This is a genomic window from Arachidicoccus ginsenosidivorans (genome assembly GCF_007971385.1).
GTDB classification, from domain to species: domain Bacteria; phylum Bacteroidota; class Bacteroidia; order Chitinophagales; family Chitinophagaceae; genus Arachidicoccus; species Arachidicoccus ginsenosidivorans.
This window is the reverse complement of sequence record NZ_CP042434.1, coordinates 4,588,424-4,614,353: the sequence shown is the minus strand read 5'-3', so window position 1 is coordinate 4,614,353 and position 25,930 is coordinate 4,588,424. Positions and strand designations below refer to the sequence as shown.

At 42.6% G+C, this 25,930-nt stretch carries 25 protein-coding genes and 2 pseudogenes; 23 read left to right on the top strand and 4 right to left on the bottom strand.

Annotated features, from left to right (window positions below; translation table 11 throughout):
- Positions 1-234: 234 nt before the first annotated feature.
- Positions 235-864 carry a peroxiredoxin gene (locus FSB73_RS18535; RefSeq protein WP_146785588.1) on the bottom strand — a complete coding sequence of 210 codons (630 nt, stop codon included), beginning with the start codon at positions 862-864 and terminating at the stop codon, positions 235-237.
- 265 nt (positions 865-1,129) lie between these two features.
- Between FSB73_RS18535 and FSB73_RS18530 the strand changes: the two genes are divergently transcribed.
- The 14 genes and pseudogenes from FSB73_RS18530 (at position 1,130) to FSB73_RS18470 (ending at position 14,242) form a co-directional block, all read left to right on the top strand.
- Positions 1,130-4,438, top strand: coding sequence for a TonB-dependent receptor (locus FSB73_RS18530; RefSeq protein ID WP_146785585.1), 3,309 nt, complete (start codon positions 1,130-1,132; stop codon positions 4,436-4,438).
- Between the two features lie 131 nt (positions 4,439-4,569).
- Positions 4,570-4,818, top strand: coding sequence for an RrF2 family transcriptional regulator (locus FSB73_RS25550; protein WP_225974164.1), 249 nt, complete (start codon positions 4,570-4,572; stop codon positions 4,816-4,818).
- A 308-nt stretch (positions 4,819-5,126) separates the two neighbouring features.
- Entirely contained in the window at positions 5,127-5,963 is an 837-nt protein-coding gene (locus FSB73_RS25545; RefSeq protein WP_225974163.1) for a hypothetical protein, read from the top strand.
- Positions 5,918-7,279: a cbb3-type cytochrome c oxidase subunit I gene (locus tag FSB73_RS25540; protein WP_225974162.1), complete on the top strand. Its 1,362-nt coding sequence runs from the start codon at positions 5,918-5,920 to the stop codon at positions 7,277-7,279. Before FSB73_RS25545 ends, FSB73_RS25540 begins: the two co-directional genes overlap by 46 nt.
- 20 nt (positions 7,280-7,299) lie before the next feature.
- Entirely contained in the window at positions 7,300-8,310 is a 1,011-nt protein-coding gene (locus FSB73_RS18515; RefSeq protein ID WP_146785582.1) for a cytochrome c, read from the top strand.
- Between the two features lie 138 nt (positions 8,311-8,448).
- Positions 8,449-8,763 (top strand): phosphoribosylpyrophosphate synthetase, encoded by a 315-nt coding sequence (locus FSB73_RS18510; RefSeq protein WP_146785579.1) that lies wholly within the window; start codon positions 8,449-8,451, stop codon positions 8,761-8,763.
- Between the two features lie 162 nt (positions 8,764-8,925).
- Positions 8,926-9,255 carry a hypothetical protein gene (locus FSB73_RS18505; RefSeq protein WP_225974161.1) on the top strand — a complete coding sequence of 110 codons (330 nt, stop codon included), beginning with the start codon at positions 8,926-8,928 and terminating at the stop codon, positions 9,253-9,255.
- 1 nt (position 9,256) lies between these two features.
- Complete coding sequence (locus FSB73_RS18500; protein WP_225974160.1) at positions 9,257-9,697, top strand: cytochrome C; 441 nt, start codon at positions 9,257-9,259, stop codon at positions 9,695-9,697.
- A gap of 4 nt (positions 9,698-9,701) precedes the next feature.
- Positions 9,702-10,097 (top strand): group III truncated hemoglobin, encoded by a 396-nt coding sequence (locus tag FSB73_RS18495; RefSeq protein WP_146785576.1) that lies wholly within the window; start codon positions 9,702-9,704, stop codon positions 10,095-10,097.
- Positions 10,098-10,184: 87 nt separating this feature from the next.
- Positions 10,185-10,655 carry a hypothetical protein gene (locus FSB73_RS18490; RefSeq protein WP_146785573.1) on the top strand — a complete coding sequence of 157 codons (471 nt, stop codon included), beginning with the start codon at positions 10,185-10,187 and terminating at the stop codon, positions 10,653-10,655.
- Positions 10,642-11,388 carry an iron-sulfur cluster repair di-iron protein gene (gene ric / locus FSB73_RS18485; RefSeq protein ID WP_146785570.1) on the top strand — a complete coding sequence of 249 codons (747 nt, stop codon included), beginning with the start codon at positions 10,642-10,644 and terminating at the stop codon, positions 11,386-11,388. The genes FSB73_RS18490 and ric overlap by 14 nt, the downstream gene beginning before the upstream one ends.
- A 69-nt stretch (positions 11,389-11,457) precedes the next feature.
- A pseudogene (locus tag FSB73_RS27770) lies at positions 11,458-11,825 on the top strand (DUF488 domain-containing protein).
- A gap of 4 nt (positions 11,826-11,829) precedes the next feature.
- Complete coding sequence (locus FSB73_RS18475; RefSeq protein ID WP_146785567.1) at positions 11,830-12,306, top strand: hemerythrin domain-containing protein; 477 nt, start codon at positions 11,830-11,832, stop codon at positions 12,304-12,306.
- Between the two features lie 406 nt (positions 12,307-12,712).
- On the top strand, positions 12,713-14,242 hold the full coding sequence (locus tag FSB73_RS18470) for an amidohydrolase (RefSeq protein ID WP_225974159.1): 1,530 nt from the start codon (positions 12,713-12,715) through the stop codon (positions 14,240-14,242).
- Positions 14,243-14,254: 12 nt separating this feature from the next.
- On the opposite strand, the gene FSB73_RS18465 is transcribed toward FSB73_RS18470, so the two are convergent.
- Entirely contained in the window at positions 14,255-15,349 is a 1,095-nt protein-coding gene (locus FSB73_RS18465) for a PA0069 family radical SAM protein (protein ID WP_146785563.1), read from the bottom strand.
- 90 nt (positions 15,350-15,439) lie between these two features.
- Here FSB73_RS18465 and FSB73_RS18460 point away from each other — a divergent pair, with 90 nt between their 5' ends.
- The 3 genes from FSB73_RS18460 (at position 15,440) to FSB73_RS18450 (ending at position 17,056) form a co-directional block, all read left to right on the top strand.
- The gene (locus FSB73_RS18460; protein WP_146785561.1) at positions 15,440-15,709 is read left to right on the top strand and encodes an AtpZ/AtpI family protein; all 270 of its coding nucleotides are present in this window, start codon (positions 15,440-15,442) and stop codon (positions 15,707-15,709) included.
- A 260-nt stretch (positions 15,710-15,969) separates the two neighbouring features.
- The gene (locus FSB73_RS18455; RefSeq protein WP_146785558.1) at positions 15,970-16,383 is read left to right on the top strand and encodes a hypothetical protein; all 414 of its coding nucleotides are present in this window, start codon (positions 15,970-15,972) and stop codon (positions 16,381-16,383) included.
- 31 nt (positions 16,384-16,414) lie between these two features.
- Positions 16,415-17,056, top strand: a complete 642-nt coding sequence (locus FSB73_RS18450; RefSeq protein WP_146785555.1) for a SprT-like domain-containing protein — start codon at positions 16,415-16,417, stop codon at positions 17,054-17,056.
- 197 nt (positions 17,057-17,253) lie between these two features.
- Here the strand turns inward: FSB73_RS18450 and FSB73_RS18445 are convergent, their stop codons facing one another.
- Together FSB73_RS18445 and FSB73_RS18440 are read right to left on the bottom strand one after the other, a co-directional pair.
- A complete protein-coding gene (locus FSB73_RS18445) occupies positions 17,254-18,429 on the bottom strand; it encodes a M42 family metallopeptidase (RefSeq protein WP_146785552.1) in 1,176 nt (391 codons plus the stop codon).
- A gap of 34 nt (positions 18,430-18,463) precedes the next feature.
- Positions 18,464-19,426, bottom strand: coding sequence for a UbiA prenyltransferase family protein (locus FSB73_RS18440; RefSeq protein WP_146785549.1), 963 nt, complete (start codon positions 19,424-19,426; stop codon positions 18,464-18,466).
- Positions 19,427-19,585: 159 nt separating this feature from the next.
- On the opposite strand from FSB73_RS18440, the gene FSB73_RS18435 reads away from it, so the two are divergent.
- The 6 genes and pseudogenes from FSB73_RS18435 to FSB73_RS18410 all read left to right on the top strand — a co-directional run bounded on the left by FSB73_RS18435 (position 19,586) and on the right by FSB73_RS18410 (position 25,900).
- On the top strand, positions 19,586-20,710 hold the full coding sequence (locus FSB73_RS18435) for a LuxE/PaaK family acyltransferase (RefSeq protein ID WP_225974158.1): 1,125 nt from the start codon (positions 19,586-19,588) through the stop codon (positions 20,708-20,710).
- A 252-nt stretch (positions 20,711-20,962) separates the two neighbouring features.
- On the top strand, positions 20,963-21,634 hold the full coding sequence (locus FSB73_RS18430) for a porin family protein (protein WP_146785547.1): 672 nt from the start codon (positions 20,963-20,965) through the stop codon (positions 21,632-21,634).
- Positions 21,635-21,991: 357 nt separating this feature from the next.
- A pseudogene (locus FSB73_RS27765) lies at positions 21,992-23,613 on the top strand (NAD(P)/FAD-dependent oxidoreductase).
- 87 nt (positions 23,614-23,700) lie between these two features.
- Positions 23,701-24,297, top strand: coding sequence for an acyl carrier protein phosphodiesterase (locus FSB73_RS18420; RefSeq protein ID WP_146785544.1), 597 nt, complete (start codon positions 23,701-23,703; stop codon positions 24,295-24,297).
- Positions 24,298-24,478: 181 nt separating this feature from the next.
- Entirely contained in the window at positions 24,479-25,639 is a 1,161-nt protein-coding gene (locus FSB73_RS18415) for a cystathionine gamma-synthase (RefSeq protein WP_146785541.1), read from the top strand.
- A 33-nt stretch (positions 25,640-25,672) separates the two neighbouring features.
- A complete protein-coding gene (locus tag FSB73_RS18410) occupies positions 25,673-25,900 on the top strand; it encodes a hypothetical protein (RefSeq protein ID WP_146785538.1) in 228 nt (75 codons plus the stop codon).
- Positions 25,901-25,930: the final 30 nt, after the last annotated feature.

The window sequence follows — 25,930 nt, the reverse complement described above, 5'->3', positions numbered from 1 at the left end:
AAGGGGCAAACATAACCATTATGTCAGGAGTCCCCAAACAAATAGCCACTAAATATAATTTTATTAAGAAAATCAGCTGCTTTACAGTGAATATGGCTGATATAAGGCAAGCACAAAACAAAAGCCCCAATAGAAATTGGGGCCGCAAGTACAATGTAATAACTAACTAAGAAAAATTTAAATAGATATGCAACTACATTTATTGCACGCTACTTTTAGTATCATCATTCCTTATTAAGGAGCCGGAGTAAAACGTAAATAAGGTTTTAACTCTCTAACACCTTTAGGGAATTTTTGTTTTGCTTCTTCTGTAGAGATCTTTGGAGAGATCACTACATCTTCGCCTTGTTTCCAGTTGGCTGGAGTAGAAAAGCCTTGATTTTCAGTCAACTGCAGAGAATCAATTACACGAATGATCTCATGGAAGTTTCTACCTGTAGAAGCAGGGTAGGTGATAATCAGTTTAACTTTTTTATCGGGGCCAATCACCAGCAAAGAACGTACTGTAGCTGTAGCGATTGCATTAGGATGAATAAAATCATACAGATTAGACACCTCACGGTTTTCATCTGCAATAATTGGGTATTGAACGTCTACATTCTGGGTCTCGTTGATATCTTTGATCCAGCCTTTGTGGCTTTCTACGCCATCCACGCTTAGTGCAAGTACTTTTACATTACGCTTTTCAAATTCGCCCTGGAAAGCTGCCGTCGCACCCAGTTCTGTGGTACAAACGGGTGTATAGTCAGCAGGGTGAGAAAATAATACTCCCCAGCTGTCGCCAAGGAACTCATAGAAATCTATATCACCTATAGAAGTCTTCGCCTGAAAGTTAGGAGCGGTATCGCCTAATTTTATGGACATAGTATTTAATATTTAAAAAATGATAAAAGCGTTTAATGATGCAAATATATTATTACTCTACTAAAAAACAAGACTATTGATAAATATTTTTTAAATTAATATGTAAAAGCAAAATGTGATTAACTTGTATATATCATTTTATATCCATCTATTGAATATATCAAAACTTAACACGTTCTTTGCACTATTAATTTATCATTAACTATTTACGCGTACCATTCTATTCAAATGAGATTTTATTTCTTTTGCAGTAAAATTTAAAATTATGTTATTGAGAAAAGCTTTACAATTACTGGTAATCATGCTGTTACCTGCCACTATGATGGCTCAGGTAACCACCAGTTCTATCAGCGGGAAGATCGTAACTGCTTCAGGTGCTCCTTTAGAGGGAGCCACCATCAAAGCCGTTCACACGCCTTCTGGCACAGTTTATAACACCATTTCCCGTGAAAACGGGTTGTTTGATCTGCAAGGTCTACGTGTTGGTGGACCTTATGTATTGAATGTCACCTATGTAGGCATGGTTCCACAAAAGGTAGAGGACATAACCTTAAGACTTGGTGAAACCTATGATCTTAAAATTGATATGCAGGACGCTTCTACGGATAACACCGATGTCACCGTCCACGCCCAGGTCAGGAAAGGTTCCAGCCTTAAAACGGGCGCCAGTACCATTATTACGACCAAACAACTGTCCGAACTTCCTAGTATCAGTCGTTCAATTACTGATTTTACCCGTCTGACGCCTCAGGCTAATGGCAATGGTTTTGCCGGCAGGGATGGCCGTTATAATAACCTGCAGGTAGATGGAGCCAATCTCAATAACAACTTTGGCTTAAGTTCAGATCTGACACCAGGTGGTGGTTCTCCCATTTCTCTGGATGCCCTGGATGAAGTATCTGTAAATATTGCCCCTTATGACGTTCGTCAATCTGGTTTTACCGGTGCAGGTATTAATGTGGTTACCAAAAGCGGTACCAATGATTTCCACGGAACGGCCTATGGTTTTTACAGAAATCAGGACTTCTACGGCTACAAAGTTGATGGACAAAAGCTGGCCAAAACACCCAATAAGAATACCACCTTTGGCGCATCATTAGGTGGACCCATTATTAAAAACAAACTCTTTTTCTTTATGAACTTTGAAAAAGAGAAGAGCTCAATACCGGGCATTACTTATGTGGCAACAGGTTCCCAAAACGCGGGCAATAAATCAACCACCACCTTAGAGGATTTAAAAAAGGTGCATGATTTTGTACAGGATAAATATGGCTATGATGTGGGTTCCTATGATAATTTCCCCAATTTTGAGTCTCAGAATACGAAGTTCCTGGCCAAAATTGACTGGAATATCAATAATGCCAATAAATTAACCGCAAAATACACCTCTTATAGCGGCTATGACGTTTCACCACTCAATGGCTCCAGTGTGCCACAGAATGGTAAGATTATCGTGGACGGACAACCCAATGGTGTCAGCAGAATGCCTAACAACCGCTTCAGCGCCAATTCCATGGCATTCAGCAATTCTAATTACCGGACCAATCATATCGTCCAGACGGGCTCTTTAGAATTAAACAGCCGGATCAATAATAAGTGGAGCAATCAATTTCTGGCCACCTATACCCATGTTAGTGATATCAGGGAACCCGAAGGCGGTAAGGTTTTCCCTTTTGTAGATATTTTTGATGGTAAAGGACAGAATTTCATCAGCTTCGGCACGGATCCTTTCACCAATAATAATGAGCTGCTGAACAATATTTTAAACTTCACTGACAATATCACTTTGTATGCTGGTAATCACACTTTTACCGGTGGGGTCACCTATGAGCGTCAAAAAGTAGGTAATATGTTTATGGGCGGTTCACAGGGGCATTACGTATATAATTCCCTGGATGACTTTTTAAATGAAAAGCAACCTGCTTATTATGGCTATACTTATTCATTAGTTGAAGGTCAGCCATCTGTTTTCTCGGCCGAACTGATCATGAGCCAATTAGGAGTTTACCTGCAGGATGAATATAAAATCAATCCAGACTTTAAATTGACTTATGGTCTTAGAATGGATATGCCGATTTATGGTCAAAAACCCATTGACAATCCAGCCATTGACGCCCTAAGCTTCCCTGACAAGGACGGCAATATGACCCATTATAACACAGGCGCGTGGCCAGAAAACGCGCCACTGTTCTCGCCAAGAATTGGCTTTAACTGGGATGTCATGGGCGATAGGTCCCTGATCGTCAGAGGTGGAACAGGGGTATTTTCTGGCAGAATCCCATTTGTCTTTTTAACCAACATGCCTTCCAACAGTGGCGTTTACCAAAATGCGGTATTCTTAAACAATAAAACGGATCTGGATGCAGCAGGTATCACTAAATTTAACCCGGATATTAATGCCTATGCAAATTCACCTGCCTTTCCCAAAGAGGCGCAGACCACTACACCACCTCAGAGTTTCGTGTTGATTGACAAACATTTTAAATTTCCAGAGGTTTGGCGTACCAATCTGGGTGCAGACAAGCGTTTTGGCAACGGCTGGACAGCCACAGCAGATCTGATGTTTACCAAAGACATTAATGCTGTCGTGATGCGCAATCCAAATTTAAAGGCCCCGACTGAGCGTTATAGCGGTCAGGATAATCGGCTGTATTATCCAAGCGGAGCTGATATGTATTATTATCCAACAAAGGAGGTCGGTACACCCATTGTTTTGGAAAACACCCATAAGGGCTACTCTTTCTCTGCCACGGCACAAATTACTAAAAGGGTAGGCGGGTTTTACGGATCACTGGCCTATACCTTCTCCAAAGCGAAAGAAGTCAGCCCTAATCCGGGCTCCAGAGCGACTTCCGCCTGGCAGTCCATTGCCAATGTTAACGGTTCCAATGATCAGGTACTGGACAATTCTCAATATGCGGTGCCACATCGTGTTGTTGGTAATTTCTCCTATACCTTCAATCATGGATTCTCCAGACGTTTCCCAACTACTTTATCCCTATTCTATCAGGGAAGTGCACAAAGCATGAACAGTTATGTACTGAACGGATCTATTGTTGGTGATGGCAATTCAGAATTAATGTATGTATATGCCAAAGGTTCAGACATTAACTTCAAACCTTATACAAATAAAGCAGGTACTACCTATTCAGCTGAACAACAGGCAGCCGCCTATGATGCCTTTGTAGCTTCCAGTAAATACCTGTCCAAACATAAGGGCGAATATGTTAGCCGTTACGGCGCAGCCACCCCTTGGTTCAATGAACTTGACTTTAAATTGACCCAGACTATATTTTCCATTGAATCTCCAAGCGGTAGTACACTGCACCAATTACAATTAAGTGTGGATATATTCAATCTGCCTAATCTGATCAGCAGCAAATGGGCCAACTGGGGGTATAGAAGAAAGATAACCTCCACCAATCCATTGCAATTCAAATTGGACAATACGACCAAGGAAGTCTATTATAATCTCTCAGAATATGATGGCGACCTGATCAAAAATGCTACTGATGTAAACTACTCATCCACCAGCACCTGGAGCTTGCAGCTGGGTTTACGCTATACTTTCTAATTAATTAGCAATCAAGCTAAAAAAAACCGATCACCTTGGGTGGTCGGTTTTTTTATTTTTTCAAAAAAATAAAAGATAAAAAACTCTTTTATTAATGTTTTTCATTTTACCTTTGCCCTGTAATCAAAAATATGTTATTTTCAAAAACCTGCGAATACGCAATCAGAGCCTGTATTTATATAGCGCAACAGTCCGGAGAGGACAAAAAAGTTGCCATAAAGGAGATCGCCAAAGGCATTGATTCTCCTGAGCACTTTATTGCTAAAATATTACAGAATCTAAGCAAAAAGGGATTTATTAATTCCGTAAAAGGCCCCAATGGGGGATTTTATATGGATAAAAGAACCTTAAAACAACCATTTCCGATATTGTGCTATTAATAGATGGAGATAGCCTGTTTACCAAATGTGTACTTGGCTTAAAACAATGTTCAGAATCCAAACCCTGTCCACTGCACAGTCAATACAAACATACCCGCAGGGAAATAGTTGAACTGTTCAGAAACTCAAAAATCGGACAGATCAGCGAGCAAGTAGATTTAAATGAAACTTTTTTAAAAATAAAGTAAAAAAACAGGGTCATTTTATCGAACTAAATAAAAAAGAAAAAGATTAAACAGAATTTCTATTTTTTTAGCATAATAAAAGATAAAAAGGTATTTATATCTATTATTTAAATGAAGCATCACATGAAAAACAAGCGCTTTAATTTACTTATCCTGGCACTGACCATCAGCTGCATGTCCGCCTCCATCACGGCTGTTTTCGGACAAGAGCAGGCGGGTGTTTTTGCCAAAACACACCCCGCGCTCGGATTTATTCTTTTTATTGTTTTGATTACCCTGGGAATTGTCTTTTTGGCCCTCTGGCTCAAAACCAGGCAAAGTCGCATTCGCCAGGAAACCAAGGATTATGATGCGCCCGTACGGGAGGATAAACTAGACACCTATATTAAAAATATGGATAGCGAACAAATCGATGCATTCTTAAAATTTAAATCCACCCCCAAAAAGGGTAGTGGGCAGTCCTTAGGCGTTATTGCCACCCTTTTTCTGCTATTACCGGCAACCGCCATCTTTGCCCAGGATCCAGAGCCAGCTAAAAAAGCAAGTGACCTGTTTGGAGACACCGGCATAATCATTACGATCGTATTGATTATGATACCCATATTAGTGGGGCTCATTTTGATGGTGGTTAAAACCTCTGGCGTGCTGAGGCAACTCTCCAACAGACGGCGTCTAAAAGAAGCCGATCGGCTCGCTGAAATCCTGGCAGACACCAATGATCCAGCGCTAATCGCCAGCCTGGAAAAAAGAAAATCCGCACTGGATTTTGCGTTAAGTAAAAGCGAACTGTCCGGCACCTTACCTCCTGAGGATACAAGAGGGCTGATTAATATAAAATCTAACGCAGGACTGCCCGTTGTAGAACCCAAGAAAAAAGCCGTAAAAAGGCCAAAAGTTGATCCAAAACTCACAAAATGGTCCTCTGGTATTTGGGCTGCGCTACTTTCTGGCTCTTACTAGGTACAACGGTCGGAGAATACTTAGGGATTAAATTTGTGGCTCCTGACGCCGATTCCGTGGCCTGGTTAAGTTTTGGCAGACTCAGGCCCGTGCATACCAATGCGGTATTCTGGGGCTGGTGCTCTCTGGCTATGCTGGGTCTTGCCAACTACGTGGTGCCCAGGGTGGGCAACACGAAACTGGCCAGCTATAAAATGGGCTGGTGGGCGCTTATACTGATCAACCTGACAGTGGTTGCTGGCTCTTTATGTTTAATGGCTGGCATCAATAATGCCGGCGGTGAATACAGAGAGTATATCTGGCCAGTTATGCTGCCATTTGCCATTGCCCTGGTTTTATCATTGATTAACTTTTTAAATACCGTTGCCCGTCGCAAAACCACAGAAATCTATATCGCTAATTGGTATATCATTGCAGCCATCATATTTACCATCGTTATTGCCCTGGTCGCTTACCTTCCCTGGTGGCAAAACGGCCTTGGCGAAACCATCGCCCAAGGGTATTATATGCACCAGGGGGTGGGCATGTGGTTTATGCTCTTTACGCTGGGTGTGGTATACTATTTTCTACCGCAGCAGCTCAATAAACCTATTTACTCCTATAGCCTGGGTATCCTGGCTTTTTGGACACAGATTTTGTTTTATACCTTAATTGGTTCACATCACTTTGTATTCAGCCCGATTCCCTGGTGGTTACAGACGGTAGCCATTGTCGGCAGCATGGGGATGGCCATACCCGTCATAGCCGGTACGACCAACTTCCTAATGACTTTCAAGGGCGGTTGGCACAAAGTTTCCGGCAGCTATACTTTGCCCTTTTTTATTGTCGGTATCATTTTCTACTTCACCGGTTCCATGCAGGGTACAGCAGAAGCCTTTAGAACAACCAACCTTTACTGGCACTTTACAGACTTTACCGTAGCGCACTCGCATCTGACCATGTATGGGATTATCTGCTTTTTTATGTGGGCCGGCATTTATGCACTGGTACCCCGGCTAACCGGCAAAGAACCACCACAGATCCTGGTGGGTGCACATTTTTGGCTGGCACTGATCGGACTAATGTTCTATACGGTTCCATTAATGTATGGAAGTACCTTAAAAGGGATGCTCTGGATGCAGGGAAAACCCTTTATAGATGGCGTGGTACTGATGGCTCCTTACTGGGTCTGGAGAGCTGTTGGCGGTTCCCTTATGTGGCTATCTCACCTGTTCTTCGCCTATAATTTTTACCGGATGGTCGTTAAAAGAAAAGAAGTAAGTGTTGCCGCTACGGCCATAAAAAAACTTAATCCTTCGCTAAATCAATCATTATAAACACCAGAAAATATACCGTCATGGATTTTTTTGATAATCATAAAAAGCTTTTTACAACGGCCGCGGCATTTTTTATCGGCCTGACACTGCTGGTTGCGGTTATTCCGGCCTTTGAAACAGATAAAATCAACCAGCCCTTACCGGGCGCTGTGCCACTCAGCCCAGCCGCCCAAAGAGGTAAGGCGCTCTATGTGGCTAACGGATGTATCGCCTGTCATACACAACAGGTCAGAAATGTGGATATGGATAAGGTCTGGGGGAAGCGCCCTAGTGTGGCAGCAGATTACGCAATGGACAGAAGACCGGATCTTTGGCACAATACAGCCACGCTAATGGGTTCAGAGAGAACCGGCCCGGATCTGACCAATATTGGTAACCGCCAGCCCAGCAAGGACTGGAACCTTGTTCACCTGTTTAATCCCAGAGCTGTCGTTAAAGAGTCTGTCATGCCTGCATACCCGTGGTTATTCATTTATAAGGACAATCCGGCTAAAACCGATATCATCGTCAATGTTCCTGCAGCATTTATGGAAGGAAAAACCGGAAAATATGTCGCTACCAAAAAAGCCATGGATTTGTTAGCCTATCTACAGTCACTCAAGCAGGTAGAGCTGCCTGATGGCACGACCGCACCTGAATTTCTGTATAAAAAAGCCGCAGCCAAAACCGAGACTGGAGCTGGCGGCGCCTCAGCCGATGGCGCCGCTTTATACACCGCCAACTGTCAGAGTTGCCACCAGGCCAGTGGAGAAGGCCTTCCAGGGGCTTTTCCGCCACTTAAAGGCAGTAGCGTGGTCACAGGAGATAACCTGGAGCTGTACGTTGGTATAATCATGAATGGCTATACAGGCAGAGAGAAAGAAGGTTTCGGGCCAATGCCCAATGTAGGTACAACGGCCAACCTGTCACCGGATGAAGTGACGGCCATTATCAACCATGAACGCACCAGCTGGGGCAATAGTGCGCCAGAGGTGAAAGTGGAAGATGTAAAAAGGTTTATGGAAGCAGCAAAATTGTCTGCTGGTCAGTAAATTGATTTAACCGCCTAAAAAACAATATAATTTTTTAACATCTCGGCTCATAAATAAGCTTTAAATTAGTGGAAAGGGCATTAGCAAAATAAAGTGCCTGCATCCATCCAAATTTATAAAACCTTAAAAAGTTGTGCAATGAAAAATTATGAAACAGTTTCTGAAGCGGTCAATGATTTAAGCAAAAGAGGTTATACGCATGATTTCAATCTGGGGGAAGACTGCCTGGTTTGTGGCCAGACGCTCTCCTTATCTCCCGAGGAATTTGAAATCGATGAAGTATATCGTTTTGAAGGCATGACAGACCCAGGCGATGAGATGATCGTTTATGCCATTGCCTCAAAAAAAGGAACAGAGAAAGGCGTGTTAGTCAATGGTTATGGTCTTTATCAGGACGGGGAGAGTTCGGTTATTATGAATAAACTTAGGATTGGTGAAGGTAAAATGAAATAAAAAGACATTCAGTTTGTTTTCCATTTTCATTTATCAGTCCTTAACCTTATCTGGATAACCTTACAAAAAAAACGCCTATTTAAATAATCAGGCATGCTTACCCATCTGGAAAAGTGGGAAAGTTAACATTCAATGATTTAAGTGAGGTTAAATTTGAATATAATGAAAAAAAGTCGTAGAAAATTGATGCATTCCAAAACAGGACAACTAAAATCAATTATGGGTAGATGCATGCTCGTTATAGCACTGTGGCTGGGAGATCTCTGCTTTGGCGCTGTTGCCTTGGCCTGCAGCGTATGTGAAAAGCAGCAGCCCAAAATCCTTAGAGGGATTACGCATGGTGCTGGTCCCCAGGGTAGATTTGATTATGTCATTATCTGGGTAATGGTCGTTATTACCATGGCCACCCTTTACTATTCCATTAAATGGTTGATACGTCCGGGTGAAAAAAATAAGGAACATATTAAAAGATTTATTTTAAACGAAGCGTAATATGGAAATGGTACTAAACAAAACAGTCGCATTGGAGGCAAGAAGCAGTATCCTGATCTTTATAGATGATGATCCAAAGCCTATTGCTGATTTTATCTCACCAGTCAATTTTGAACTGGATACCACCAAGCTCGTGGATGGTAAACATACCTTAAAAATTGTCAGCAGGGACCCGGATGGCAAAGAAGGGATCCGCCTGATTCCTTTTGAGGTACAAAACGGACCGGCCATCGCCATTGAAGGCATTAAGGAGAACGCCATTGTGGATGGCGTCCTGCCCCTGATGATCAACGCCTATGGCAAGGGAAATTCCCAGAATTTTCATATTGTGGGTAGTGAGTCTCCTCGTAGTATTCCTTCCTGGGTCTGGATTATTATCATTGGATTTTTTGGCTGGGCCATGTATTATTTAATTTCTTACTTACATTTGAGGCCACAATAACATTATGGTACCATTAAAAGATATACTTACGCTCGAGGATTGCAAGACTTTAGTTGATAATTTTTATGACAAAGTCAGAAAAGATCCATTGATAGGCCCCATATTCGATCGGGTGATTAAAGACCGCTGGCCGGAGCACCTGGAAAAGATGTACCGGTTCTGGCAAACCGTACTATTAGAGGATCACACGTATTTTGGGAGTCCTTTCCCTCCACATGCCAACCTGCCGGTAGAGTGGACACATTTTGAAAAATGGCTGGCACTTTTCAATCAGACGATCGACGAGCATTTTACGGGAGAGGTCGCGGCAGAGGCCAGATGGCGTGCCAATAAGATGGCAGAAATGTTCAATTTTAAGATCCAGTATTATAAGAATAATCAGGCTAAACCTTTATTCTAAAACTAAAAGAAAAGATAAAAAGATCTTCTACTCTGGACAGTTGTTTTAAAAAAAGCACTGATCAGTCAATTAATAATAAAAATCACCATGAACGCACAAATAAAGGAGCGTTACCCATACGCACTGCCTGCTGTTTTTTTATGGCTTGGATTTCTATGCGCCATCAGTTTTATGGAAGCCTGGTTAAAATTTCTAGCACCTGGCGTGACCATTTCCATTGGACTGGGTATCGGCAAACTGGTATTCGGTGCTTTAAACAAAGTGGAATGGGTACTTATTATCATTATAGCCGCGAACCTGTATTTTGTTGCTCAAAAAATATACAGCTACCGCAACATATTATTTATCATCGCGGCGCTGATGACCGCGCTGGAAACCTTTTGGGGACTTCCAACCCTGGATAAAATCGCTGATCAGATCATCCATGGTGGCATTGACAATCACCCTTCTTTGCATATTATATATGTCACAATGGAAGTCGTAAAGCTGATTATGCTGATTTTACTGGGCATTTATTTAGTTAAAAAACATCAAAATTTCAATTATGCAAATACTTAAATCAACTATACTGGGCGATATCGTCGCAGAAAACTATCAAACGGCCGCTGTACTGGAAAAATACCAGTTAGATTTTTGCTGCCATGGAACGCGTAGCCTGGCAGAAGCCTGCCTGGCTAAAAATCTGGATACCGACAATGTGGCTCAGGAACTCCAACAGACCATCGATGGCAACGGCGCCCCCTTTACAGAACAGGTCGGCGTTCCCAAAGGATTGAAAGACTGGCCACTGGATCTGATGGCAGATTATGTGGAGAAAACACATCACCGGTATGTCACCCGACAGACGCCTGTTATTGAAGGATATTTAAATAAAATTGTACAAGTTCATGGCGATCGTCATCCGGAGCTCTCAGAAATCCGGGATATTTTTCAACAAACCGCCGGTGAGCTGGCCATGCACATGAAAAAGGAGGAACTCATGCTTTTCCCTTTTATCCGCAAAATAACGACGGCTTCCATCAGCGGTGCCAAAATCTCAGCGCCGCCATTTGGCAGTATTGCCAATCCTGTAAATGCCATGCTGGCCGACCATGAAGCGGAAGGAGAGCGTTCTGCCAGGATCCGGACACTATGCAATGATTTTACACCACCCGCCGATGGTTGTAATACCTATAAATTGACTTTTCAGCTCCTTGAAGCCTTTGAGCAGGATTTACATCAGCATATCCATATTGAAAATAATATCCTATTTCCACGGGCAATTGAGCTGGAACCAAGCGTTTTAAGTTAAAAGAACAAATAGGTAGTAGTATATAGAAGAACTTTTTGTAACTTTAAGTTGGGCAATTCTATTATAATTATGGCAATACCGACAATACATATAAAAAGAGCCTATACGCCAGCCTCCCAAAAAGACGGCTGGCGTATATTAGTTGACAGGCTCTGGCCCAGAGGCGTTAAAAATGAAACGGCTGAATATAATGATTGGTTTAAAGTGATCGCCCCGTCAACCCAACTTAGAAAAGCTTTTGGTCACAAAGCGGAAAACTGGCCTGAGTTTCGTAAAAACTACAAAAGGAACTAAAGGACAATATGGCTGCCCTGGAACAGTTGCTCCAAGTTGTTAAAAAACACCCTACAGTGACCCTGGTGTATGGGGCCAAAGATCCAGATCATAACAACGCCGTTGTCTTAAGAGAAGTGCTTTTATCCCTACTCAAAATGTAAAATTATGGCGCCCATTAAACGAAGTGAATACCTAAAACCCTTATCCAGAGAACACCATTATAGCCTGCTGTTTGGCTGGAAGCTCCGTCAAGGGATCAACCACGAGGTAGCCGTTAACCGGATGATTGATTATGTCCGGTATTTTGAGCTGGGTATGCTAATCCCGCATTTTAAAGAGGAGGAAACCTGTCTGTTTATTTACAGTGACAGTCCTTTTGTGCAGCAGGCCTTAGATGAACACCGCCATATACTATCCATTATTCAGACCATGAAAGCAGCGCCGGATAGAACCGTGTATGCCGATCTGATTGCCCTGGCCGATCTGGTAGATCGTCATGTACGCTTTGAGGAAAGACAACTTTTCCCTTATCTGGAGCAGACCTTGACAGAGGCTGAGTTGGCAGCCGTTGCCGCGGCCATTCAAAACGGACCAGCCGTAGGAGATGACTACGAAGATCATTTCTGGGAGCACGGCGGGTAATAAGTAATAGCCTGGGATCAAAACAATTTGCAAGCTGCGTTCACAGCGATTAAACAGCCATTATCCACATCGTATAACAAATAACTAATTCGTTTATCTTTCCCTGACAATATATACTATTCTATTCGATACCTGCTTTTATCCACCGTTTATCCCATTTTAAGCAGCGTTTACCTATTTTTAGGACTTTATTTATGGCTTCCTTAGGTTTCTTTGTTATATTAGACCAACATTCACAAAATAGACCTTACCTAAAAATAAACTTTATGTGCACCCGCAGGATTATTGTACTGTCTGCTTTATGTTTTGCTTTACTTACTTCCTGTCACACCAAAAAGACAGTGGATCTATTAATTTACAATGCTACTATCTATACCGTTGACAGCAATTTTCTAAAGTGAGTGCAATGGCCATAGAAGGTGGTAAAATTATCGCTACAGGTGAGACAAAACAAATGCAACAAGCCTATGTGGGCAATCTGAATATTGATGCACAGGGTAAGTATATTTATCCCGGTTTTATTGATGCACATGCCCATTTTTTGGCCTATGGCCAGAGTCTTGGAGCTGTTGATTTAAAAGGGACTAAAAGCTGGCCGGATGTTTTGAAAAAACTTGCCGCTTTCAAAAAAAACAAATCTGGTAACGACACCACCTGGATTACCGGCCAGGGCTGGGATCAGAACGACTGGCCAGATAAACGCTTTCCGAGTAAATCCGGCCTGGATTCTTTATTTCCAAATAACCCGGTTGTCTTATCCAGAATCGATGGACACGCCGTTATTGCCAATCAAAAAGCGCTTGATCTGGCCGGTATCCGGCCTTACGACAGTATAAAAGGAGGGGAGATACTCGTTCAGGACAGCGCACTTACCGGGGTACTTATTGATAATGCCACACAACTCGTATTTAAACAGATTCCCATGCCCACAGAGGCTGAGGCAACTGAAGCATTACTGAAGGCCCAGCAAAACTGCTTTGCAGCCGGCCTTACTTCTTTGCAGGATATGGGAGAGGACACTATACTGATCCCCTTATTAGACAGCTTGCAAAAAGCAGGTAGCTTAAAGATGCGGCTTTATGTATTACTCCTTGATAAAAAAGCAAATTTTGATTACTTACTTAAAAAGGGAATCATTAAAACAGACTATTTGCATGTGCCTGGCTTTAAGGTGTTCGCCGATGGCGCCCTTGGCTCCAGAGGTGCCTGTTTATTGCAGCCTTACAGCGATGATTCTACTAGTTATGGATTTTTACTAAGTAGTAAGGCTCATTATGACTCCGTCGCAAAATTCATTTACAAGCATCATTTTCAGATGGCCACCCATGCTATTGGCGATTCTGCTGTTAGAACAATGCTTAAAATCTATGCAAAATACCTAAAAGGCCCCAATGATCGCCGTTGGCGTATAGAGCACGCACAGATTGTAAATCCAGCGGATTTGCATTATTTTAAAGACAATCAGATTATTGCCTCCATGCAGCCTACACATGCTACCTCGGATATGTATTGGGCTGAAACAAGGCTGGGGCCTGAGCGCATTAAAAACGCCTATATCAATAAAACCTTGCTTGAACAGTGCGGTTATCTTCCACTAGGGACCGATTTTCCGGTCGAAGATATTTCTCCGATTAAAACCTTTTATGCAGCGGTATTTCGCAGAGATGCAAGTGGTTTTCCCAAAGACGGCTTTCAAATAGAAAATGCGCTTACCAGACAAGAAGCCTTGCAAGGAATGACCATATGGGCAGCCAAAGCAGCTTTTGAGGATAAAGAAAAGGGCAGTCTTGAACCTGGTAAGTTTGCTGACTTTGTTGTAACGGATAAAGATTTAATGCAGGCAGACGTAGAGGATATACTAAAAACAAGGATCCTGATGACATTTATTGGCGGTCAGAAGGTCTTTGACCGCTCAGGTAGACCCATTCTAAGATAATCTTTCAAAAAATCAATCAAATAAAGAAAGCTGTTTTCCCTCACCTGGTTTTCTAAAAAGCGTCGTGTCTAATTGTAGCCTTTCGGTATTCAGGTGATTTAATTTGGCGTGGAGTTTAAAAGTCTGTCGTATCAATGTAGCGAAATGCCCATCTCCCCGCATCCTTTGGCCAAAGACGCTATCATTTACCTGACCGCCATGACAGGCCTCGATACTATGCCAGACTTTGCTGGCCTTATCAGGAAAGGTTTTTTCCAGCCAATCTTTAAAAATCACACCGATCTCCCCATTAAGTCTGACCACGGTATAACCCGCCCATTTTGCGCCGGCATCCGCCACGGTTTTTAATATACCTGCAATTTCGCTGTCATTTAGTCCGGGTATTATAGGAGCTTCCATAATCCCTACCGGAATACCTGCTGCAGATAACGACTCTATGATTTTTAATCTTTGACTAGCTGTTGTGGTCCTGGGTTCCAGTTTTTGCCTGAGTGGTTCACTAAGACTACCAATAGAAACATAGACCGCACAAAGGTTCATCGAGGCCATTTCACGAAGCAGATCCAGATCGCGCAAAATAAGGGCATTTTTGGTGATCATGCTAATGGGCTGTCTATAATCCAATGCAATTTGCAAAAGCTGACGGGTCAGTTTAAATTTTCTTTCTGCGGGCTGATAACAATCCGTGTTGCCAGAAAGCGTAATCGGATCACCGGTCCAGTTTTTTTTATTTAAAAAGGTTTTGAAAAGCTGGGGGGCCTGTTTTTTAACAATTATATTTCTTTCAAAATCAACCCCTGCGCTGAATCCCCAATACTGATGAGAATTACGTGCATAACAATAAATACAACCGTGCTCGCATCCCTGATATGGATTCAATGAATAGGCCATGCCTACATCCGGGCTCTCAACCGGATTTACAATGGTTTTGGCTTCCCCCAATATAAACTTTGTCGGGCGGTCCAAGGCCTCCCAGTCATCGATGCCTTCCACCTCAAACTTTCCATAACTATTTTTCAAAAAACGGTTATGGGGGCTGATCTGGGCACCTTGACCTTTTTGATAGCCTCCATTAAACATATCTTTTTTGGCAAATTCATCTTCCATTAGATAATAAAATTATAATATATAGAACAAATATACTAACTATTTAGAAACACAAAAACAATAATTGCCAATTATTTTGTAATTTTAATCATGAACTTCTCAAAATCACCCTCAAAAAAGGGTAAGTATTCCAGTAACTGGATGCGCTACCTCAGCTATGGCATCCAACTGATGGCCACCATTGGCATCGGCTTATATATTGGCTATAAGGCAGATCAACTGTTTAAAATTTCGTTCCCTTTACTTGTGTGGCTACTTCCTACGATACTACTGGTTTATATGCTCATTAAACTGGTCAAGGAATTTTCAAAAAACACCAAGAAGCAGGATGGTCATGCTAAGGATGGAAAAATTAATTGAGTTCCACTGCTCACCAGGTTCAATACATATATTGGCAAACATAACCAACCCCATAACCAACACCATACACAACATATACACAACACCACAAACCAGACAACATAAGGCAACATTAGGCCATAAATAGCCAATAAGCACCATCATTTGTTTTTTTGTAAGCAAAACCTCTTTTGAGACCCACTTTTTTTGAACACTCCTCTACCATTCTACCATCTGCTTACCCAAAATAAATCCTTACTTTTGCCCTTTAAATAAATTCCATGAAGAAATTCAGACTACAACGCAACTATATAAATTTATTACTATTGTTCCTGATTGTCAATACGTTTTGTCTTTTATACAGAAACGGATCGATACACCTGAGTTTTGAAGTGGATGTATACGTGGTCGTCATAGCCAATTTGTTATTATTTCTACTGGCCCTGTTTGGCTCTTACCGCCATGGCAGAGCCCTGGAAAACAAAAACCCCAACGTTTTTATTCGCTCTGTAATGGGGATGACTGTTTTAAAATTCTTTGTCCTGGTGGCTGCCGCCCTGATTTATGTTTTTACAGCCAAGGAAAACAGAAATGTGCCGGCGATTATCATATCCCTGGTGCTCTATATCCTGTATGCAATACTAGAAGTCAGTGCCGCCTATAAAATGAATAAAAACAAATCCACTGCCCAATAAGCATAAATAAACCTATTTTCTTGGTCCACCTATGGCAAAAACCCAGCGCCATCCCTTATCTGAGCTAGCCCAGTACCTTCCTGATAATACATTAGCAGAAGTACTGGCCTATTTACAAAAATACAAAGTTCAGTTAACCATCACCCAAGCCAGACGCTCCATTTTAGGAGATTATCGCAATGCCCATGGTCATCACGCCCACCGGATCTCTGTCAATGGGAATCTCAATAAATATAGCTTTTTAATTACCCTGCTGCATGAACTGGCCCACCTGGTTACATATGAATATCATCGCCACAGAGTAGCGCCGCATGGCAGGGAATGGAAAAATAATTACGCCGCCATTTTAAAAGACTTTTTGGCAAGGCAAGTGTTTCCTGAGGACATTGCAAGGGAACTCAACCGTTCCCTGCACAATCTGGGCGCCAGCAGTTGCTCAGAACCAGGACTTATGCGTGTACTAAAAAATTACGATGACGACACCTATGGATTACACCTGGTAGAAGACGTTCAGCCAGGCCAGTGGTTTGTCACCAGGGACAATAAAGTTTTTATAATGGAAAAGAAAATGCGCACCAGATATCTGTGCACTGCTTATCCAACCGGTAAACAATACTTGTTTAATGCCCTGTATGAAGTAAAAATCCTGGATAGTCACCCTGAATTCCCCTAGCATTATGCTAGGCATTAAACGGGCATCTGAAGCAATAACCTTTACTTACGAAAGGCACAATCTGCCCATTTGAACCGGTAAACCAAAAAATAAAAATAAGTGGGATAAATCAATAAAACGAAGTCGCTTTATTGATTTATCCCACTTATTTATTGATGTCAAATCTGTTTAGTCCAATAAGAGCCCAACCGGTCGCTTCAGGAAAAATAACTCAGATTGGTCTTGGGCGTTAAAGCCAGTAAAGACTGATACATCAGTTCAATGGTGGACTCAATATCTGAGCGGTGCAGCATTTCTACGGTGGTATGCATATAACGCAAAGGAATAGAAATCAAAACGGAAGGACAGCCGTCATTGGCATAAGCAAAACTATCCGTATCAGTGCCTGTACTGCGACTGGTCACCCTAAGCTGTACATCAATTTTATTTTTACCGGCTACCACTTGAACAAACTGCAATAGTTTATTTTGAACAGCAGGACCGTAGGTAAGCGCTGGGCCCTTACCACAGGCCGTATCTCCCTCAATGTTTTTATTAATAAAAGGCGTCTGTGTATCATGGGTAACGTCGGTAATAATGGCGACATTGGGCTTTATTCTTCGGGCAATCATTTCTGCCCCTCTCAGGCCAATTTCTTCCTGTACCGCATTGACAATATAGAGACCAAAAGGTAGTTTTTGTTTATTTTCTTTTAGCAACCGGGCTACCTGGGCAATCATAAAACCACCAATCCGGTTATCAAAAGCCCTGCCGATCAGATAACCGCCAGCCAGTTCATCAAACCCGTCCTGGTAAGTCACCACAGCGCCCACATGGATGCCTAAATCCTCCACCTCTTTTTTAGAACGAGCACCACAATCCAAAAACAGGTTATCTACCTTAGGCGTTGGTTCTTTTTGATCCGGATTATGGCGTGTATGGATGGCCGGCCATCCAAATACCGCCTTAACAGGGCCATTTTTACCATGAATCCATACCCGCATGGCCGGTGCAATCTGATGATCAACACCACCATTTCTTTTAAGATAAATAAAGCCCTGATCTGTAATATAATTAACAAACCAGGAAATCTCATCAGCATGTGCCTCAATCACCACCTTAAATTCATGATCGGGGTTAATAACACCAACTGCCGTACCATAGGGATCGGTAAAAGTCGTATCCACATAAGGTTTTATATAATCCAGCCAAAGATTCTGGCCACTGTGTTCAAAACCAACAGGGGAGGCATTGTTAATATAAGTTGTCAGAAATTCCCAGTCATTTTGTCCTACTTTCTGTCCAACTTTTTGTCCTGCTTTCTGAGCTGCCTTCTGTCCGGCTTTCTGCACCGCTTTTTGTGTGCCTGCTTTTTGTTTCTTTTCCTTTGCCATGCATTAGTCATTTTAGGCACCAAAAGTAAGCAATTTAACCAAACAGCAATGCGGCCGCAATGCCGCATATGCCTTTAAGCAGCATCAGCCCGTCAATGACCATCAGGTAAAACAATATAGGCTTTCTTTTATGCATAGAATAGGCAACAGATAGCAAGGCAATAAAAGGCAGGGTATTGATCAAAATGCTGCCCCATTTAAAATGCTGACCAGCAGTAAAGCCAATGAGCGCAATAAGGCCAATAGCAATGAGCGGTAATAATATGCTGAAAATGGTTTTTCTAAGCCCAACCCGAACCACAAAAGTCTTAAGATGGCGGTTATAATCATCTGCGTAATCCTTGATATCAAACATAATGCAGAGCACTGAGATGTACATCCAGTTTTTAATCAGAAGCCAAACTGACATCACGGAGATCTCATAGTGAAGGTTAATCTGCCATTTGTAAAACATAACCGGATAAATCGTCACAGCTCCAGCCCAAACAAAACCAATAATAAAAGGTTTGAGCCAGCCAGAGTTTCTCAGGTTGATTTTAATAAATGGAAAATAATCATTCCCATAATAAAAAAAAGCGACTAAGGGCACTAACAACAGCATCAGCCACTCATCCCCATGCAAACTGAATATCTCATGAAATTCCTTGATCACTAAATAAAGAGCAGCCCCGATGGCTATCAGGGTATACACAAATTGGGTAATGGTAATAGTTTTATAGTTTCTGGTATACCAGTGCGTCCGCCGGTTATAATAACTATTGGTGGTGGCAGCGGTTCTGGGTTTACCCGTAATGGAGGAGAAAATCCCAAAAAGGTGGAGTTCCCCCATATAAGCATAGCTATAATAGACAATAGTGCCTGTGATCAGCAATAAATAATAAGCAGGGGTATTTAAAGGTACTCCTTGTTGCAAAGAGGCTTCCATGGACAGCGCCACTGTACACAAGGCATAAAAGTAATTGCCAAAAAATATAAATTCCGTTAATTTCTTTCTCAAAATGCGACTACTTTGCTTTGCTTAAGAATTTCCCTGCAGGGACACCTTAAATACCGTAAACTACCTTCATTGCCCGGCCGTTAAAATTAATCAAAATACGTAAGACTGAAAGATAAAATAAGCGCTATTTGTTTAAAGAACAGTGTATACGAACCTTTTATGCAACAGGTCACAAAAAAGGTCAACCGGCCTGCAGCGACTTTAAATAGGTGTCACGCACAAAAAGTCCCGTCAGAATACGTAATTTTGCCCCCATTTAAACGAATGGACACGCACCAACAAATATTAATTGATAAAATATTCAATGCCCGGGCCTTTGACCCGGCATTGGCATTGGAAGTATTTAGATACCAATACGCATTCAAAGCTGGTGTGTACCGTCAGTGGTGTGAAAGTATAGGCATTCAGTCTTCTAATCAGGTGCGCTCCATAACCGAGATTCCCTTTTTACCGATCTCCTTTTTTAAATCCAAAGCGGTAAAAACAGGTGAATTTACCCCGGAGTTGATCTTTGAGAGCAGTGGCACCACCCAGACCCAAAATAGCCGCCACCATGTTAAAGATGGCGCCATCTATCAAGCAAGCTTTGTAAAAGCCTTTGAAAGGTTTTATGGGGATCCTAAAGATTATTGTATTTTGGGGTTGCTCCCCAATTATCTGGAAAAAGGGCATTCCTCACTAGTGAAGATGGTCCACGAGCTCAATGAGCTCAGTGGTCATCCAAAGGGCGGCTTTTATCTTTATGATTTTGACGGCTTAGGTAGATTATTACTGGAGCTGGAAAACAGCGGTCAGCAAACCTTACTTATAGGCGTCACTTTTGCCTTGCTGGATTTTGCAGATCATTTTGAAGGGTTAAAGCGGGCTGTCCAATGTAGCGATCCGCTTAACCAGATCGTTTTTATGGATACCGGGGGCATGAAAGGACGAAAAAAAGAAATGACCCGGCAAGAGGTACACGATCAGTTAACCAGCAAATTGGGCGTTAAAGTCATTCATTCTGAGTACGGCATGACAGAGCTTTTAAGCCAGGCCTATTCCAAAGGCAATGGCCGGTACCAGTGTCCACCCTGGATGCAAGTTTTGGTTCGAGATGAAAATGACCCTTTTGAGCTGAAAATCAAAGGGAAAGGGCTTATAAATGTCATCGACCTGGCCAATATTTATAGTTGCAGTTTTATTGCCACAGATGATATCGGATGGATCCATCAGGACTATTTTGAGATCTGGGGCAGGTTGGATCACAGTGATTTAAGAGGCTGCAGCCTGCTAGTAGTGGACTAGTAAAGACTGAAAAAAAACTTTATTGTTCCCTAAAGCCAATTAAAAGTCAATAGCGGGTAATTATCTGCTGTTAGATTAAACCTAAAAGATAATTATATATCTAAAAAATTGGTGTCGTTTCCCTTATATTTACATTATCAAAATGTAAGCTAAATCAGGGAATTAGCAATCGTCCGATTGAGCGGACAAGGAAAATTTAAATTATGGTGGCCTGGATAAGGGCCAATATTAAAAATTATAAAATTTTAACACATGAAAAAGCTATTCGTTGTATTATTCAGTTTGGCCACGACCGTCGGCTTTTCGCAAATCCGCAACGGAAATACCATTATAGAAAGAACCAGGGTAGGGGTTTACGGAGGTCTTTCCGTCGCCAACCAGGTCACCATTGATCCCGTCTACGGTGATGCTTATTCTGATAATGCCAAAGCAGGATTTATTGGCGGCTTATCCGTCAGCGTTCCCATCAGCTATGGCTGGTTTGTCCAACCTGAATTAAACTATACGGGGATGGGTACCAATTATTATGATGATCAGGTGAATGGCAATGTGAATCTGAATTTAAATTATATTAACCTGCCGGTACTATTTCGTTATTCTCAACCATTTACCGGTTTTGGCGTGTTATTCGGGCCACAGTATGGTTATCTGGTCAGTGCCAATACCATTCCTTCCGGATCCGCTAAAAAAGACTATGAAAAGGGCGATGTACTAGATAAATACAAAAGAAGTGATTTTTCTGGCGTAGTCGGTCTGGAATACTATTTTCCCAACGATGGCAGCGGTGCTACACAGTTTGGCCTTTCCGCCAGATACCAGTTTGGGCTGTTAAATGTCAATAATGGCGGTGTTACCTATGATGATGGCTCCTGGGCAAAACTGCACAACAACGCCTTTTTCATCACAGCAGGTGTCCGGTTTTAAAAAGTATCCAGCCATTTAATTTAATTAACAATAGACATATTTGGAAGCAAACCTGAACGGGTAGTCTGTTTCAACCAAGAAACGACTACCCATTTTTATTGCTTCCTTATAAAGATAATATTAAGCCTACCCCCTCAAAGTAAATACAACCAACCTTGGACCCCTATAAAACACCTACAACTTTGCCACATAAATCACTAACTTTACCCCCGAAAATACGGGACTCTATCCAGCTGTATAGTGAAAACAATCTTTACCGGATATATCCCTGTTTTTAAAGATATTTTAGAAGATAAATTAGAAGATTAATGTAGGAGATAACTTTTAGGATAACTACCTAACTCAAACCATCCTTTTATGCAAAAAGCGCTTCAGCTACGTATTACCGCACAGGACTTTTCCAGTAAACCGGCTATCCTTCAGCAAATTGCCCGGGCGTTGGATTTGCCAGCGGATCAGCTTACCGGCTTTCATATCCTTAAAAAGTCAATGGATGCCAGGCAACGACAGATCTATTATAATCTAAACCTGCTGGTTTACATTAAGGAAGCCTACCAGCCACTTACTTTACCGGAATTTCCGGCTAAAGAAGTACACCAGTCGGTTCATGAGGTACTAATTATCGGCGCCGGACCAGCCGGGTTATTTGCCGCACTCAGCTGCCTGGAGCACGGCATTCGGCCGGTAATGATAGAAAGAGGCAAGGATGTTCAAAAAAGAAGAAGAGATTTAGCGACCCTTAATAAACAAGGAAGCGTCAACCCAGAGAGTAACTATTGTTTTGGAGAAGGTGGTGCAGGCACCTATAGTGACGGCAAGCTCTATACCAGAAGCAAAAAAAGAGGCAGTATACAAAAAGCACTGGAAACCTTTGTACAGTTTGGTGCAGATCCAGCTATTTTATATGAAGCGCACCCGCATATTGGCACCAATAAATTACCAGCTATTATTACCCAGATGCGCCAAAAAGTTCTTGAAGCAGGCGGCCAGATCCATTTTGATCAGAAACTAACGGATTTTGAGCTTAAAGATGGCAAGATTATCTGCGTTACCACCCTGGCAGGAGACAAGATCAAGGCCAGTCACGTAATCCTTGCGACCGGACACTCAGCAAAAGACATTTACCGGTTATTAAAGGCAAAAAATATTTTTATAGAAAGCAAACCCTTTGCCCTTGGTGTACGCGTAGAACATCCGCAAAGCCTGATCAATGAAATCCAATATAAATGCACAGCGGCGGAGATGGCCCAACAGGGGCTACCTCCTGCAGCCTATAGTCTGGTCACCCAGCAGGCAGGCAGAGGCGTCTTTAGTTTTTGCATGTGCCCGGGGGCATTATCGCCCCGGCTGCCACCGAGCCGGGCGCCCTGGTCGTGAACGGCTGGAGTCCCAGTAAACGTAATAATCCCTATGCCAACAGTGGCATGGTCGTTCAGGTGGACCAAAAGGCAGCCTTTGAATTTCTACAAGTAAAAGGGCAAGGTAGTATTGATCCAAAAGATCCACTGCTGCTGATGCACTTTCAGCAGCTGGTGGAAGAGATCATGTATGAAGCGGGCGGTGGACAGTTCCAGGCACCCGCACAAAGACTCACTGATTTTGTCACCCACAAAAAATCCAGTAACCTGCCTGCCTGCAGTTATATACCAGGCGTTAAGAGCGCAAGGCTGGATCAATTACTGCCTCAGTTTATCGCCGACACACTTGGCGCAGGCCTGAAAGAATTTGGTCGTAAGATGAAGGGGTATTATACCGAGCAGGCCATCCTTGTAGGTACAGAAAGCAGGACTTCTGCGCCCGTCAGGATCCCTAGAGATCCCCTTGGCCTTCACCATCCACAAATCCAAAATCTATATCCTGCAGCTGAAGGCGCCGGTTATGCCGGCGGCATTATCAGCGCAGCGATGGATGGCACTAAAATCGTAGATACCATTGCAGAAAAGCTGGGCCTTTACCGGCCAGCTCCTGCAAAAGAGTGACTGTAAACAGCATGCTTAAGAACAACACACATACACCATACAAACAACACACATACACAAAAATTCAGGCGCACAAATTATAAACCAATGAACCTACTAGCCCATGCATATCTCAGTCAGCATGATCCCGAGTTACTTCTGGGCAATATGTTGGGCGATGACGTCAAAGGGCTGCAAATTAAATTATATCCGCCCAAAGTCAGAGCAGGTATTCAGCTGCATCGTTATATCGATAGTTTTACAGATCAGCATACACTGCTTAGCCAGGCAAGAGCGATATACCGGCCTGCCGCCGGTTTATTTGCCGGACCGCTGCTGGACATTACACTGGATTATTTTTTGGCAAACGATCCTGCGATTTATTCGAAAAGCGAATGGCAAAGCTTTGCCAGCTGGGCTTATCAAAGCCTGGACGCGCAAAGCACCTGGCATACTGGCGGCATGCGCCGCTATTTTCCTTACCTTAAAAAAGAAAACTGGTTTATCCATTACGGGGAGCTGCCTTTTATTGAAAATACCATGCGTCATTTACTTTCTCGGATTGGTCGGCCAGCAGCCAGCCCGGCAGCCATTTTGGCTTTTAAAGAAATCTGGATTATTTATCTCAGGTCTATCAAGTTTTTTTCCATGAGCTGGCCGCTTATGCCGCCAGCCAGGCAGCGCAGCTTTTACCTTAAAGTTTAAAGTAGATAAACTCGCTTTAGGGCTCCAATACCTATAAATTTTATTATTTGCAACTAATTAACCGGAAACTAGATTTCTATCCTACAAAAACAGCTAATTACCTACTGGTTTTGTAGACTTTTATCAAAATAAATTCTTTACCTTCGCACCTAAATTGAATCATCCTAAAATTCTATTATAGATGGCAAATGAATTAAACAACGTAGGCATCGGTACCAAACTGATCCATGCAGGAGCTGAACCTGATCCATTGACGGGCGCAATTATGACACCGATTTACCAGACCTCGACTTTTAAACAGGCCTCCCCAGGCGTGACCAAAGGTTTTGATTATTCCAGAGCAGGTAATCCAACCAGACAAGCCCTGGAAGCCTCTTTGGCTGCAATAGAAAACGGAAAATACGGACTGGCCTTTAGTAGCGGCGTCGCTGCAACAGATGCGGTGATCAAACTACTGTCTCCTGGAGATGAAGTCATTGCGGCTACGGATATGTATGGTGGAACCTACCGTTTGTTTGCCCAGCTCTTCGAAAAGTTCGGGATTCATTTTCATTATGTGGATATGAAAGATCCGGCTAATATCCAGACAAAAGTAAATGCCAATACCAAACTGATCTGGACAGAAACACCGACCAACCCACTGATCAATATAACCGACATAGAAGCGGTTGCAGCCATTGCTAAAAAGGCTGGCGCACTGCTTTGTGTAGATAATACTTTCGCCTCTCCTTATCTGCAAAATCCGCTTAACTGGGGAGCTGACATCGTTGTTCACTCTGCCACTAAATATTTGGGCGGACACAGCGACGTGGTCTTAGGCGCCGTCATTGTTAATGACAAAGACTTATATGAAAGGCTTTATTTTATACAAAAAAGCAGCGGGGCCGTACCCGGCCCACAGGATTGCTTTTTAGTGCTGCGTGGTATCAAAACCTTGCATGTGCGCATGGATCGTCACGGCGAAAACGGGGCTAAAATCGCCCATGCGCTCAGAAACAATCCAAAGGTGGCCGTTGTACACTGGTGCGGTTTTGAAGACCATCCAGGATATCAGATTGCTAAAAAGCAAATGCGCAACTTTGGCGGTATGCTGAGCTTTGAACTGAAAAATGATTCAATCCAGGAAGTAAACCGGGTCGTCACCTCAACCAAAATCATCACCCTGGCAGAATCCCTAGGTGGGGTAGAATCGCTGATCAACCATCCAGCCTCCATGACACATGCCTCTATTCCCAGAGAAGAACGCATTAAAAACGGGCTAAATGATGGTCTGATCCGCCTTAGTGTGGGCATTGAAGATGCAGCGGATTTGATTGCCGATCTGACCCAGGCCATTGGCTAAGGCCGGTAGCCATAGCAGATTATAATGGGCCAAATGGATCCAAATCATCATTTCTATAAAACAGTCGCCGCAAAAAGCATCACAGCTTACTTTGCGGCGATTTTGTTTGCCCATAAGCTTCTGTTTAGCCATCCACCCAAAATTTGCAACTTTAGCAGCGAATTAATGGGGATACTTAGGAAAGTTTTAGCAACTAGTCCTACTTTTGGCAAGAATAATGCTTTTAATGTCATAGGGAATGCAGCTAAAGCTCCTGCATAAAAAAAGCAGACTAAAGCAGCCCTGGAGCAA